At 42.3% G+C, this 13,325-nt stretch carries 12 protein-coding genes; 11 read left to right on the top strand and 1 reads right to left on the bottom strand.

The genetic code is table 11. The features are described from left to right. Positions 1-32 precede the first annotated feature (32 nt). The 4 genes from C427_RS17435 to C427_RS17420 all read left to right on the top strand — a co-directional run bounded on the left by C427_RS17435 (position 33) and on the right by C427_RS17420 (position 6,556). Positions 33-401, top strand: a complete 369-nt coding sequence (locus C427_RS17435; RefSeq protein ID WP_015431126.1) for a hypothetical protein — start codon at positions 33-35, stop codon at positions 399-401. Positions 402-532: 131 nt separating this feature from the next. After that, positions 533-1,930 (top strand): TolC family protein, encoded by a 1,398-nt coding sequence (locus C427_RS17430; protein ID WP_226991241.1) that lies wholly within the window; start codon positions 533-535, stop codon positions 1,928-1,930. Further along, the gene (locus tag C427_RS17425; RefSeq protein WP_007641158.1) at positions 1,927-3,444 is read left to right on the top strand and encodes an efflux RND transporter periplasmic adaptor subunit; all 1,518 of its coding nucleotides are present in this window, start codon (positions 1,927-1,929) and stop codon (positions 3,442-3,444) included. The genes C427_RS17430 and C427_RS17425 overlap by 4 nt, the downstream gene beginning before the upstream one ends. Continuing rightward, positions 3,437-6,556 carry an efflux RND transporter permease subunit gene (locus C427_RS17420; RefSeq protein ID WP_015431125.1) on the top strand — a complete coding sequence of 1,040 codons (3,120 nt, stop codon included), beginning with the start codon at positions 3,437-3,439 and terminating at the stop codon, positions 6,554-6,556. The genes C427_RS17425 and C427_RS17420 overlap by 8 nt, the downstream gene beginning before the upstream one ends. Before the next feature lie 941 nt (positions 6,557-7,497). Here C427_RS17420 and suhB read toward each other — a convergent pair. Next, positions 7,498-8,271 carry an inositol-1-monophosphatase gene (suhB, locus tag C427_RS17415; RefSeq protein WP_007641162.1) on the bottom strand — a complete coding sequence of 258 codons (774 nt, stop codon included), beginning with the start codon at positions 8,269-8,271 and terminating at the stop codon, positions 7,498-7,500. A gap of 248 nt (positions 8,272-8,519) precedes the next feature. Between suhB and trmJ the strand changes: the two genes are divergently transcribed. The 7 genes from trmJ (at position 8,520) to hscB (ending at position 13,324) form a co-directional block, all read left to right on the top strand. After that, a complete protein-coding gene (gene trmJ / locus C427_RS17410) occupies positions 8,520-9,257 on the top strand; it encodes a tRNA (cytosine(32)/uridine(32)-2'-O)-methyltransferase TrmJ (RefSeq protein ID WP_007641164.1) in 738 nt (245 codons plus the stop codon). Between the two features lie 12 nt (positions 9,258-9,269). Then, positions 9,270-10,079 carry a serine O-acetyltransferase gene (cysE, locus tag C427_RS17405; RefSeq protein ID WP_007641166.1) on the top strand — a complete coding sequence of 270 codons (810 nt, stop codon included), beginning with the start codon at positions 9,270-9,272 and terminating at the stop codon, positions 10,077-10,079. Positions 10,080-10,166: 87 nt separating this feature from the next. Then, entirely contained in the window at positions 10,167-10,655 is a 489-nt protein-coding gene (gene iscR, locus C427_RS17400) for a Fe-S cluster assembly transcriptional regulator IscR (RefSeq protein ID WP_007641168.1), read from the top strand. Between the two features lie 12 nt (positions 10,656-10,667). Then, the gene (locus C427_RS17395) at positions 10,668-11,891 is read left to right on the top strand and encodes an IscS subfamily cysteine desulfurase (RefSeq protein ID WP_007641169.1); all 1,224 of its coding nucleotides are present in this window, start codon (positions 10,668-10,670) and stop codon (positions 11,889-11,891) included. Between the two features lie 110 nt (positions 11,892-12,001). Then, positions 12,002-12,382 (top strand): Fe-S cluster assembly scaffold IscU, encoded by a 381-nt coding sequence (gene iscU / locus C427_RS17390; RefSeq protein ID WP_007641170.1) that lies wholly within the window; start codon positions 12,002-12,004, stop codon positions 12,380-12,382. Positions 12,383-12,415: 33 nt separating this feature from the next. Next, positions 12,416-12,739 carry an iron-sulfur cluster assembly protein IscA gene (gene iscA / locus C427_RS17385; protein ID WP_007641171.1) on the top strand — a complete coding sequence of 108 codons (324 nt, stop codon included), beginning with the start codon at positions 12,416-12,418 and terminating at the stop codon, positions 12,737-12,739. Between the two features lie 57 nt (positions 12,740-12,796). Next, complete coding sequence (gene hscB, locus C427_RS17380; protein WP_007641172.1) at positions 12,797-13,324, top strand: co-chaperone HscB; 528 nt, start codon at positions 12,797-12,799, stop codon at positions 13,322-13,324. The last annotated feature ends 1 nt before the right edge of the window (position 13,325 follow it).

Here is a 13,325-nt window from a genome sequence, read left to right as displayed (position 1 = left end):
TGACAAATAAGGTTTCGACATGGGTTTTGATTATGGCACTGTTAATCAGTCAGTCATACGCCTATGCGTTTGCGCCTTGTGAATCCAATGCTCATTCTAGTAGACCGCATGTCGGTGATATGGACCCCGAAAGTATGGACCCGATGCTTCACAGCCCGCTTGAGGCTGAGATGAATATTCATATGCTACATAGTATGCATATGAATACGCAACAAGACATGGCTATGGACTGTTGCGATCAAGAATGTAGTTGTCTTACAGGCACATGTGCCTCTGTAACATTTACTCAATTTATTAGCGTCACCGCTGTAAACATAGTGTCAGACTCATCAGGTTTTTACCTGTTTTCAATACAAGACGCATTTCAGGCCTCTCTACGTAGACCCCCTATTATTGGCTAACACAGGACAGATCCGTCTTTAAATAGACAGTGACTGCGTTCCTTATTAGCTGGCGTTCGCGCCGAGTTTCCCCTTGAATTTAATTCCCTAGCATTGTTGCGTTTGGCATAACTAGGCAACATGGATTAACCATGCAACAGACACATAAATTCCATAATTCGTGGTCATCGCTGCGTATGTTTTTAGCGCTGATTGGTACTTTATCCTTTGGCGTATTTGCGGACACAACTATCCAAAGCACTCCTATCAAAAGTACAACTATCCCAAGTATAACTATGCAAGACGCGGTAAAAATAGCGATTCAGCATGATCCTTGGTTAACGGGAAATCAGCTGCAAGAAAAAGCGCTTAGAGCCTCGAGTAAAGCAGCCAATTATTTACCAGACCCGATGCTTTCAATGGGCTTGCTAAATTTGCCATCTGATGGATTTGCATTTAACCAAGAGCCCATGACGCAGTTTAAACTGGGAATAGCTCAAGCCTTTCCTCGTGGTGACAGTTTGGCTATTAAGCAACAACAACTCAGCTATCAGGCTGACCAATATCCATATCAACGAGAAGATAGAAAAGCAAAAATACTGGTGACTGTTTCACAACTTTGGTTAGATGCGACTAAAGCTGATCAAATAATCCGCTTGATTAAGCGTGATCGGGTGCTCTTCGAGCAATTAGTCGATATCGTAAAAGCGAGTTATTCATCTGCTCAAGGTAATACTCGACAACAAGATGTCATAAGCGCAAAACTTGAGTTGGCACGATTAGATGACAGATTAACCGCTGTAAATAGCCAGCGTGATAGCGCACTGACAAACTTGTCTGAATGGCTTCCCGCATCTGCGCAACTGGCAGTATCTGACACATTTGTAGAAAACATTGCACTGCCATTATCCCCTGAACTGGGTGCTGACATAAAGCTACTTTTAGAACGAACCGACAACATGGGATTGTTGCACTTATTAGGGCGTCATCCCTCCCTACTTGCTATCGAACAATCAGCTAAGGCAGGCAACACGGCCGTTAAGTTAGCGAAACAAAAATACAAACCTCAGTGGGGTGTGAACGCCAGTTATGCCTACCGAGATGACGACCCACTTGGGCAAAGTCGTGCTGACTTCTTTTCTCTTGGTATTACTGTGGATATTCCTATTTTTGGTTCTGCACAACAAGACAGTGAAGTGGCTGCATCTCGCCTAACATCACAAGCAATAGAGACCGATAAACGTTTATTACAGCAACGAATGCTGGCCAAAATGTTAAGTTTATACCAACAAGAAATCCGCTTTGGACAACGTGAAGATGGCTTTTTAAACGCTATATTGCCACAAATTCAAGAGCAAGCTGATGCGTCTTTGAACGCCTATACCCATGATGATGGCGACTTTTCAGACGTGATGCGTGCTCGTATTGCTCAGCTCACTGCGCAAATCGATCTGATCGATATTCAAATTGAAAAGCACAAAATACGCATGCAACTTGGGTATTTTTTAGATGGCCACACAAATTCATTTCCCCAGGGAGAGTATCGATGAAAACGTTATATGCCGTAATTGTTGGAGGCGTTGGCGGCGCCATATTAACCGCGACTATTTACTCACAATTTTTATCCACAGAAATGGATATGACTACATCCAGCTCTGCAGAGCCTAACCCTCTATATTGGGTAGCACCTATGGATCCCAATTATCGACGTGACGAACCTGGACAGTCACCTATGGGCATGGACCTAGTGCCTGTTTTTGCAGACTCTACGAAAGATGACGATCCTGGTGTGGTGCGAATTTCGCCAAGTGTAGTCAATAATTTAGGTGTTAGAACTGCAACGGTTAAGCTAGCGATACTTCAGGAGAGTATTAAAACCGTAGGTTACGTGCAATACAATGAAAATAATCTGTTGCATGTGCATCCTCGTGTTGAGGGCTGGATAGAAAAGCTTTACATCAAAGCCGCGGGTGAGCAGGTGAGTAAAGGCGAGCCTCTTTATGCTTTATATTCACCTGAACTTGTAAATGCACAGGAGGAGTATCTTCTAGCCAAAAAGCGCAACAATCAAGAGTTAACGCTAGCGGCAGAAAGTCGCTTGTTAGCATTACAAATGCCCGCAGAAAGCTTACGACAACTTAAAACCAATCAGGTAGTGCAACAAACCATCGTGTTTAAGGCTCCGCAATCAGGGGTGATCGACAACCTAGCCATTAGGGAAGGTTTTTTCGTAAAACCTGGCACCACTTTAATGTCTATCGGTGCATTGGATGATGTGTGGGTCAAAGCTGAGGTATTTGAACGTCAAGCAGCACAGGTTAAGGTCGGTCAGTTGGTTACTATGACGCTGGGCTTCGTGCCGGGAAAAACATGGCAAGGGCAAGTTGATTATGTCTACCCGACACTGGACGCTCAAACTCGGACGCTGAGTGTCAGGTTACGTTTTGCCAATGAGGATATGTTGCTTAAGCCAAATATGTTTGCACAGGTCATCATTCATAACGACTCTACACAGCAAAAATTATTGGTACCTAAAGAAGCGGTTATTCGCACCGGGACTCAAAATCGAGTGGTGTTAGTTGTGGGAAAAGGCCAATACAAATCTGTTGAGGTGAGTCTGGGACAAGTCACCAATCAGTTTGCGCAAATATTAGATGGCGTTGAAGTGGGTGAGCAAGTGGTGATTTCAGCGCAGTTTTTATTGGACTCTGAAAGCAGTATCCAATCTGATTTTATGCGTATGTCTTTAGCACCAGAAGATAATATTCAATATAAAAAAGCAGATAAGATTCAAGATGACGACGCCCCTGACAACGTAGACTCAGCAGATGTTGAAGGTGTGATTAACCAAATCAACCTGCAGACTCGGGTGGCGAATATTAGTCGTGGGCCTATTGAAAAGTGGGGGCGCGGTGCGGCAACGTTAGATTTTGTTTTTGCCGATAGTGTGTCTCTAACCGAATTACAACAAGGTGACAAAATACACTTCACTTTTGAAATTCGAGACGGTGACTTCTTGATCACTGATTTTGCGTTAACTCCTCAGGAGCATAATCATGATTGAACGCGTTATTCATTGGTCAATTAGCAATAGGTTTTTTGTATTGCTGGCTACGTTTATCATTATTGGCTTTGGGTTGTTTGCGATACGTAATACACCTGTTGATGCCCTACCTGATTTGTCTGATGTGCAAGTTATCATTAAGACCAGTTATCCTGGGCAGTCTCCCCAAGTAATCGAAGATCAGGTGACTTACCCTCTGACTACTGCAATGTTGTCAGTCCCTGGGGCAAAAACGGTGCGTGGGTTTTCATTTTTTGGTGATTCTTTTGTGTACATCATCTTTGATGATAAAACCGACCTCTATTGGGCGCGCAGCAGAGTGATGGAATATCTGTCACAAGTCGCGCCACGTCTACCTGCAGCAGCAAAGCCGCAACTAGGCCCTGATGCAACTGGTGTGGGCTGGATTTATTTGTATGCATTAATAGACCGAACCGGTAAGCATGATCTTAGTCAGTTACGTTCAATTCAAGATTGGTTTCTCAAATTTGAGCTGCAGACAGTGTCTGGGGTATCTGAAGTCGCTTCGATTGGGGGGATGGTAAAGCAGTATCAAATTATAGTCGACCCAGACAAATTACGTGCCTATGACATCCCATTAAGTCTTATTCAACTAGCCATCAAACAGGGCAATCAGGAAGTGGGGGCCTCTGTGATTGAAATGGCTGAAGCTGAATATATGGTCAGTGCTTCTGGGTACATTCAATCGATTCAAGACTTAGCCCTTATTCCCTTGGGTTTGAATATTAAAGGCACGCCTTTGTTACTCAGAGACGTCGCGGATATTCGCCTTGGTCCACAAATGCGCAGAGGCATTGCAGAGCTTGATGGTGAAGGCGAAGTGGCAGGTGCTGTAGTGGTGATGCGCTTCGGTGAAAATGCACAACAAACCATTGCCGGGGTGAAGCAAAAATTAGCAACTTTAAAAGATAGCTTACCAGAGGGAGTTGAAATTGTGACGGTGTATGACCGTTCAGATTTGATTACTCGGGCGGTGGATAATCTATGGTCGAAACTAGGTGAGGAACTACTGATTGTTGCTTTAGTGTGCGCGGCGTTTTTGTTTCATATTCGTTCATCTATTGTGGCTATTATTAGTTTGCCGATAGGTATTTTAGTGTCGTTTATCATTATGTATTGGCAAGGCGTTAACGCTAATATTATGTCACTAGGGGGCATTGCAATAGCTATTGGTGCGATGACCGATGGCGCAATAGTGATGATTGAAAACATGCATAAACACATTGAAAAAAATCCCCTTACCAATGACAACCGTTGGCAGATAGTGGCAAAGTCTGCTTCTGAAGTAGGGCCTGCGTTATTTTTTAGCTTATTGATCATCACAGTGAGCTTCTTGCCGGTGTTTATTTTAGAGGCACAGGAAGGCAGAATGTTTGCTCCACTTGCCTATACTAAAACTTACGCCATGGCTGCCTCAGCAGGTTTAGCCATTACCTTAGTGCCTGTGCTGATGGGATATTTCATTCGCGGTAAAATTGTGAGCGAAAAGAAAAACCCTTTAAACAGATTATTAGTGGCTATTTACCTTCCTGTATTACGTTTAGTGCTAAATAACCCTAAGAGTACTATGGTGATTATGTTGATGGTTGCTGTGGTGGGCTTTTATCCTATTAATAAACTTGGAAGTGAATTTATTCCTCCTTTGGATGAAGGCGATTTAATGTATATGCCGACTACTTATGCTGGTTTATCAATAGGTAAGGCTCGTGAGATTTTACAACAAACAGATAAACTGATTGCCACCGTACCTGAAGTCAAACATGTATTCGGTAAAATAGGTCGCGCCGAAACGGCTACTGATCCTGCGCCTCTGACAATGATAGAGACCTTCATTAAGCTTAAGCCACAAGACGAATGGCGTGCAGGTATGACAACCGAAAAGCTGCGCGAAGAACTGGATAAGCTAGTTCAAATTCCTGGTTTGACAAATGCGTGGGTGATGCCAATAAAAACCCGCATCGATATGCTCGCAACAGGTATTAAGACACCCGTGGGTATAAAAGTAGCAGGTGGTGATTTAGCTGTTATTCAACGCATTGGAAAAGACATTGAGCAAATTCTTTCACAGATACCGGGTACAGCATCGGTGTACTCAGAAAGGGTCGCAGGTGGGCGTTATATTAAGGTTGATATTAAGCGTGAACTTGCATCTCGTTACGGTCTCAATATTTCAGATGTTCAACAAGTTATATCGACTGCTATTGGCGGTATGAATGTGTCCGAATCGGTAGAAGGCTTGGAGCGTTATCCCATTAACTTGCGTTACCTACAAAGTTATCGGGATTCACCAGAACAACTCGCATTGTTACCGATTGTCACGCCCAGTGGTCAACGCATAGCTTTAGGTGACGTAGCAAAAATATACATAGAAGATGGCCCGCCTGGAATAAAAAGTGAGAATGCGCGAATAAATGGCTGGACCTATATTGATATTAAAGACATTGATGTTGGAAGCTACGTTGAAAATGCTACCCAAAAGTTATCGTCAGAGTTGGATTTGCCAGCGGGGTATAGCTTAACTTGGGCAGGGCAATATGAATATATGCAGCGGGCTAAAGAGAAACTGGCCTATGTATTACCCTTAACACTGGCGATTATCATTGTTTTACTGTATCTAAACTTTCGCAGTCTTCCTGAAGTCGCCATTATCATTGGCACGTTGCCTTTGGCCCTAATCGGGGGTGTTTGGTTGCTATACTTAGAAGGCTTTAATCTTTCAGTGGCATCGGGTGTTGGTTTTATTGCATTGGCCGGTGTGGCAGCAGAAATAGGTGTGATCATGTTGGTGTATCTCAACCAGTCCTATGGTGAGTTAATGCAAACCCATAAAAATAACCACACTCAACCTAGTCTCGAAGAGTTGGTTGATACGGTCATGTTTGGCGCGGGTCTGAGGGTTAGGCCTGTGATGATGACGGTGGCCACCATAATGATAGGCTTATTACCGGTTTTATATGGCTCAGGCACGGGCTCAGAAGTGATGAGTCGAATTGCTGCACCAATGGTAGGAGGCATGGCTAGCGCGTTAGTATTGTCGTTAATTATTGTGCCTGTTGTTTATCTATTATGGCGCAAACAAGCTATTAAATGAAAAGCAAAAAGAACTACTTAATTCGAATAGTTTAAAGGGATTTACTTATCTTTTCCTCTGTGCAGCGTTGTTCGCGCTCTGTGTTCTCTGTGGTGCAAAATCGTTTGGCTTTAAATGTTGAAAAGACCAAGATTAAGGATATTTTGCACCACAGAGGAAGATGAGGCTTCGCTGCACAGAGAAAAGCAATAAGAACTATTTGATTTGAGTGTTTTAAAGCGATCTTTTCATCTTTTCCTCTGTGTAGCGTTGTTCGCGCTCTGTGTTCTCGGTGGTGCAAAATCATTTGGCTTTAATGTTGAAAAGACCAAGATTAATGATATTTTGCATCACAGAGGAAGATGAGGCTTCGCTGCACAGAGAAAAGCAAAAAGAACTACTTAATTTGAGTGTTTTAAAGCGATCTACTTTTCTTTTCCTCTGTGTAGTGTTGTTAGCGCTCTGTGTTCTCTGTGGTGCAAAATCATTTGGCTTTAAATGACGAAAAGACCAAGATTAAAGATATTTTGCACCACAGAGAAAGATGAGGCTTCGCTGCACAGAGAAAAGCAAAAAAGAACTTCTTGATTCGAGTGTTTTAATGCGATCTACTTATCTTTTCCTCTGTGTAGTGTTGTTAGCGCTCTGTGTTCTCGGTGGTGCAAAATCATTTGGCTTTAATGTTGAAATGACCAAGATTAAGGATATTTTGCACCACAGAGAAAGATGAGGCTTCGCTGCACAGAGAAAAGCAACAAAACTATTTAATTCGAGTAGTTTAAAGGGATTTGCTTATCTTTTCCTCTGTGTAGCATTAGCGCTCTTCCCCCTCGGTGGTGCAACATTCTAGGGTTGTTAATCTTTGGCTTTTTTATATGTTTAGACAAATGGTAGGAAGGTATAAGGGGGGAGGGCAAACAAAAAAGGCGAGCTGATGCTCGCCTTAAAAAGTCATGAAGGTTTTACTTCAAATGTTTAACTAAAATCTGCACAATTTTAGGGCTGCCAGCAACGATACTGCCTTTATGCATTGGATCGTTACCACCAGAAAAGTCTGTAACCAGTCCACCAGATTCACGCACCATTAATTCACCGGCTGCAATGTCCCAAGGTTTAAGACCACTTTCCCAATAACCATCATAACGACCGGATGCCACATAAGCCAAATCCAATGCTGCAGAACCACTACGACGGATGTCGCCAGCTTGCATAAAGATTTTATTAAAGCTCTCTTGATACTGAGGTAACTTGACCTTGTTTTTAAAAGGAAATGAAGTGGCAAGGATCGTTTGGCTTAATTCTTTTGCTTTACTGGCACGAATACGAAAGCCATTAAGCTGGGCGCCTGCGCCTCTGCTTGCTGTGAACAGTTCACCGCGAATTGGATCGAATATAACAGCTTGATCTAAACGACCTTTGTGCATGAGGGCAATCGATACCGCAAAATGAGGGATGCCTTTAATAAAATTGGTGGTGCCATCTAACGGATCAATAACCCATTTAAAATCATTGTCACCCTCCACTACGCCGCCTTCCTCACCCACAAAGCTATGATCTGGATAAGACAGCTTGATTTTGTGAATTATGGCCTGTTCGGCTTCTTTATCGATACGAGTAACGTAATCGTTGTCGCCTTTTGCTTCAGTTTGCAAGTCGGTCTGATTGTCAAACCCGCTAGAAATAATATTGCCCGCAGCACGCGCAGCGCGTATCGCTATATTAAGCATAGGATGCATAGTAAACCACCAATTTTAAAAGAACATTAAATATAGTTCAGCAAATAATAAATAGAATTAGCTGAACAAAAAATCGCCGCGCAGTATATCAATATAACTAAATTTAGCAATCAGAATATTTTCTGTGGCGGCTATTCATGATACATAATCCATTTCATCATTATGCTAAAACGTCATTTGAGGTGGTATAGGTATATGTTATTATTCGCACCCAAAATTGACCAGCTAAATTAAAGATACCATTCATCATGTTAGAAAATATTCGCATAGTGTTAGTTAATACCTCGCATCCAGGCAACATTGGCTCTGCAGCTAGGGCAATGAAAACCATGGGATTGAGTCAATTGGTGTTGGTTAATCCTATTACTGCACCAGATGGTAAGTCCATTGCTTTAGCAGCAGGAGCGGGTGACGTGCTAGCTAATGCAAAAACGGTGAGTACGTTGGCCGAAGCGGTTGCTGATTGTGGGTTAGTTATTGGCACTAGCGCGCGTTCTCGCACTTTATCTTGGCCAATGTTAGAGCCAAGAGGCTGCGGTGAAAAGATGATAAGTGAAGTATCCAAGTACCCTGTGGCGTTGGTGTTTGGACGTGAAAATAATGGATTAAGTAATGAAGAGCTGCAGCAATGTCATTTTCACGTGTGTATCCCCGCCAATCCTGACTATAGTTCTTTGAACCTAGCTGCGGCAGTTCAAACGTTGTGTTATGAGGTGCGGATGGCTTATTTAAATTTATCACGTGGCCAGTATCCAGAAAATCACCCTGAAGACACAGAGTACCCATTGTCTGAAGATCTAGAAGGTTTTTATAGCCATTTGGAACAAACCCTTATCAAAACGAATTTCATCATTGCTAAACACCCCGGTATGGTAATGGCCAAATTACGTCGATTGTACAATCGTTCTCGCCCCGAAACTCAAGAGCTAAATATTTTACGCGGTATCTTGGCATCGGTTGATAAAATAGCTAAAGAACGAGATTAGTAGGCCTTAAATATGTTTAGTAGAATGAAAGAAGATGTGCAAAGTGTATTTCACCGTGACCCAGCTGCACGTAATACCTTCGAGGTACTCACTAATTACCCGGGATTACACGCTATTTGGTTTCATCGTCTAAGTCATAAAATTTGGAAGGCCAACTGGAAATGGTTAGCGCGTTCCATTTCAACATTTTCTCGTTGGCTTACGGGTATTGAAATTCATCCTGGGGCCAAGCTAGGACGACGTTTTTTTATTGACCATGGCATGGGAGTGGTCATTGGTGAAACTGCAGAAATTGGCAATGATGTGACCTTGTATCATGGTGTAACGCTTGGCGGAACAAGTTGGACTGCAGGAAAGCGACACCCAACCTTAGAAGATAATGTAGTAGTGGGTGCTGGAGCCAAAGTGCTAGGGCCAATTACTGTTCATAAAGGTGCCAAAGTAGGGTCTAACTCAGTGGTGGTGCGCGATGTACCAGAAAATGCGACTATTATTGGTATTCCGGGCCGTATAGTAGCGCAGCAGAATAAACCTGCGGCGCCGACTGACGGGGAGCGTGAAAAAATAGCCAAAAAATATGGTTTTGATGCTTATGCGGTAGCAACAGATAACCCTGATCCCATTGCTCATGCTATCAGTGTAATGGTTGATCATGTGCATCTGGTAGATAAAAAGGTCGAAGAAATGTGTCAAGCAATCAATAAAATGGGTGGTGATGTCTGTGGAAAATCAATACCCACTTTAGACCTAGAAGACTTCTCTGATAGTGAGCACTTGGAGGATATTAAGAAGGTCAGTGATGCTTTTGATCCAAAGATATAATACTTGACTAAAACACTAGGTTAAATACTTGACTAATTTAGTCAGGTATGTGAATATTCGGTAATAGATTGGTATAGGATTATTTGTATGAAATTGACTTCTAAAGGCCGTTACGCAGTGACAGCTATGTTGGATGTGTCCTTACACTCGCAACGCGGACCTGTGTCTTTAGCCGATATATCTGAACGCCAAGAAATTTCTTTATCTTATCTTGAACAACTTTTCTCTCGTTTACGTAAAGAGAAGTTAGTTGATAGTGTACGTGGTCCAGGTGGTGGTTATAAACTGGGTCGTACACCCAATGAAATATCAATTGGTGAAGTTATCCGAGCGGTAAATGAGTCAGTTGACGCTACTAAGTGTAAAGGCCAAGGCGGCTGTCAAGGCGGAGAAAGATGTTTAACCCATAATTTGTGGGAAGGCCTGAGTAACAGAATTAGTGTATTTTTGGACGGCATTACCTTAGGTGAACTCATGCAGCAGCATGATGTAAAGCAAGTGGCCGAAAGACAAGACAAACATAAACAACATAATCAAATAGCGGCAAACGAAATCTCAATCAGTTTGCAGCTTTAAGCGGAGTAAAAAATGAGCGAATTAAAGCTTCCGATCTATCTGGATTATTCATCAACTACACCAGTAGATCCTCGTGTAGCAGCCAAAATGGCAGACTGCTTAACTTCTGACGGAATATTCGGTAATCCGGCATCTCGTTCCCACAAATTTGGTTGGGTAGCAGAAGAAGCAGTAGATATTGCTCGTAACCAAATTGCTGATTTGGTCAATGCTGACCCAAGAGAAATTGTATTCACGTCAGGTGCGACCGAGTCCAATAATCTCGCCATTAAAGGTGCCGCTAATTTTTATGGCAAAAAAGGCAAACACCTTATAACTCTCAAAACTGAGCATAAAGCCGTACTTGACACTATGCGCCAGCTAGAGCGTGAGGGTTACGAAGTCACCTACATGGATCCAGAACCAAATGGTTTAGTTCTATTAGATAAGCTAATCGCAGCCATTCGCCCTGATACTATTTTAGTCAGCATCATGCATGTGAATAATGAGATCGGTGTCATTCAAGACATCGCAGCCATTGGCGAAGTATGTCGTGAACGTAAAATTTTGTTTCATGTTGATGCGGCACAAAGCACCGGTAAGGTACCCATCGATTTACAAACAATGAAAGTAGATTTAATGTCGTTTTGTGCCCATAAAACATATGGCCCAAAAGGCATCGGCGCTTTGTTTGTCCGTCGTAAGCCACGTATCCGCCTAGAAGCGCAGATGCACGGAGGGGGCCATGAACGTGGCATGCGTTCTGGTACTATGGCAACTCATCAAATAGTCGGTATGGGCGAATCTTTCCGTATTGCCAAACAAGATATGGCTGCTGAAAATGAGCGGTTGATGATGTTACGTAACAAACTGTGGAACGGCATCAAAGATATGGAAGCCGTGTATTTAAATGGCGATATGGAAAGCCGTATCGCAGGTAACTTGAACGTTAGTTTTGCTTATGTTGAAGGCGAATCATTAATTATGGCCCTAAAAGATATGGCCGTGTCTTCTGGTTCAGCTTGTACATCTGCTAGCTTGGAGCCTTCATACGTGCTTCGTGCCTTGGGTTTAAGCGATGAACTAGCTCACAGCTCTATTCGCTTTACTACTGGTCGATTTACTACCGAGGCTGAAATTGATTACGTGATTGGTGTAATACGTAATGCGATAGACAAATTACGTGATATGTCGCCACTTTGGGATATGTACAAAGAAGGTATCGATATAAGTAAAGTAGAGTGGGCTCACCACTAAGGATTTACCAATAGCAGAGTAAACCACTGAGTGACTCTGTCGAAAATTAGCAATTAATATTTAGGTTCTGAACTAAAAATGTTCAGAACATAACCAAAAGGTAAAATATCATGGCTTATAGCGAAAAAGTAATCGATCACTACGAAAATCCACGTAACGTTGGTGGTTTTGACAAAAATGATCCCTCAATTGCAACGGGTATGGTCGGTGCACCTGCTTGTGGTGATGTGATGAAGTTACAACTTAAGATTGATAAAAACGGCATTATTGAAGATGCAAAATTTAAAACTTATGGTTGTGGATCGGCTATCGCATCCAGCTCTTTAGTCACTGAATGGGTAAAAGGTAAGTCTATAGACGAAGCTTCTACTATCAGTAACATGGATATAGCTGAAGAGTTAGCTTTACCACCTGTTAAGATCCACTGCTCAATTTTGGCTGAAGATGCCATAAAAGCTGCAGTAGCAGATTATAAAAGTCGTCAAGTCTAAGTTAAAACTAAGTTAAATTAATAGGAGTAGCTAGTGGCCATTACCGTATCCGACACCGCAGCATTGCGTGCTAAAACTTTTCTCGAAAATAGGGGATCAGGTTTAGGGCTGCGTCTGGGTGTTAAAACCACTGGCTGTTCTGGTTTAGCTTATGTGCTCGAGTTTGTTGATGGGGTTAATCCTGACGATAGTTTATTCGAGGACAACGGCGTGAAGATTATTATTGATGGTAAAAGTTTGGCATATCTAGATGGTACTCATCTAGATTTTGCTAAAGAAGGCTTGAACGAAGGTTTTCAATTCACCAATCCGAATGCAAGTGGCGAATGTGGTTGTGGCGAAAGCTTTAACGTTTAATGTTATTTTTGCTAAGCTACGACCCATTTAAAACATCACAGACCTGTTATTAACCACATGAATTATTTTGAACTGTTTAATATCCCTATATCATTCGATGTGGACTTGTTGCTGCTGCCAAAAACGTATCAGCAACTACAACGCTTAACTCACCCTGATAAGTTTGCTAGCGGTAGCGAGCAAGACAAGTTGGTGGCTATTCAAAAAAATGCTCAAGTAAATGACGCATACTCCGTACTTAAATCTCCTTTATCCAGAGCAGAATACTTATTAAGTTTGCGTGGTATCGATTTAAAGCACGAGCAACAAACCATCAAAGATACTGCTTTTTTGATGCAACAAATGGAATGGCGTGAAGAGTTAGCAGAATTAACTGAGCGAACAGACCCCTTGGTTGCATTAGAGTCATTGGAAGATGAAATTAATCAAACGATTAACAGTGATTTAACTAAGTTAAGAGACTTGCTTGCAAGTGATGACACAATGGCCGAAGAAAACGCAGCCAATATTATTCGTCAGCTTAAATTTTCATATAAAATGTTGTCAGAAATTGCGCTAAAAGAAGACGTGTTAAGTGATTTTTAAC

Origin of the sequence: Paraglaciecola psychrophila 170 (assembly GCF_000347635.1) — a bacterium.
Taxonomy (GTDB): domain Bacteria; phylum Pseudomonadota; class Gammaproteobacteria; order Enterobacterales; family Alteromonadaceae; genus Paraglaciecola; species Paraglaciecola psychrophila.
The sequence above is the reverse complement of the archived record's forward strand: the minus strand, read 5'-3'. Positions and strand labels throughout refer to the sequence as shown.

Excerpts from the sequence above, each read along its gene's own strand:
- C427_RS17435 (WP_015431126.1), top strand. The coding sequence starts at position 33 with ATGGCACTGTTAATCAGTCAGTCATACGCCTATGCGTTTGCGCCTTGT.
- C427_RS17430 (WP_226991241.1), top strand. The coding sequence starts at position 533 with ATGCAACAGACACATAAATTCCATAATTCGTGGTCATCGCTGCGTATG.
- C427_RS17425 (WP_007641158.1), top strand. The coding sequence starts at position 1,927 with ATGAAAACGTTATATGCCGTAATTGTTGGAGGCGTTGGCGGCGCCATA.
- C427_RS17420 (WP_015431125.1), top strand. The coding sequence starts at position 3,437 with ATGATTGAACGCGTTATTCATTGGTCAATTAGCAATAGGTTTTTTGTA.
- suhB (WP_007641162.1), bottom strand. The coding sequence starts at position 8,271 with ATGCATCCTATGCTTAATATAGCGATACGCGCTGCGCGTGCTGCGGGC.
- trmJ (WP_007641164.1), top strand. The coding sequence starts at position 8,520 with ATGTTAGAAAATATTCGCATAGTGTTAGTTAATACCTCGCATCCAGGC.
- cysE (WP_007641166.1), top strand. The coding sequence starts at position 9,270 with ATGTTTAGTAGAATGAAAGAAGATGTGCAAAGTGTATTTCACCGTGAC.
- iscR (WP_007641168.1), top strand. The coding sequence starts at position 10,167 with ATGAAATTGACTTCTAAAGGCCGTTACGCAGTGACAGCTATGTTGGAT.
- C427_RS17395 (WP_007641169.1), top strand. The coding sequence starts at position 10,668 with ATGAGCGAATTAAAGCTTCCGATCTATCTGGATTATTCATCAACTACA.
- iscU (WP_007641170.1), top strand. The coding sequence starts at position 12,002 with ATGGCTTATAGCGAAAAAGTAATCGATCACTACGAAAATCCACGTAAC.
- hscB (WP_007641172.1), top strand. The coding sequence starts at position 12,797 with ATGAATTATTTTGAACTGTTTAATATCCCTATATCATTCGATGTGGAC.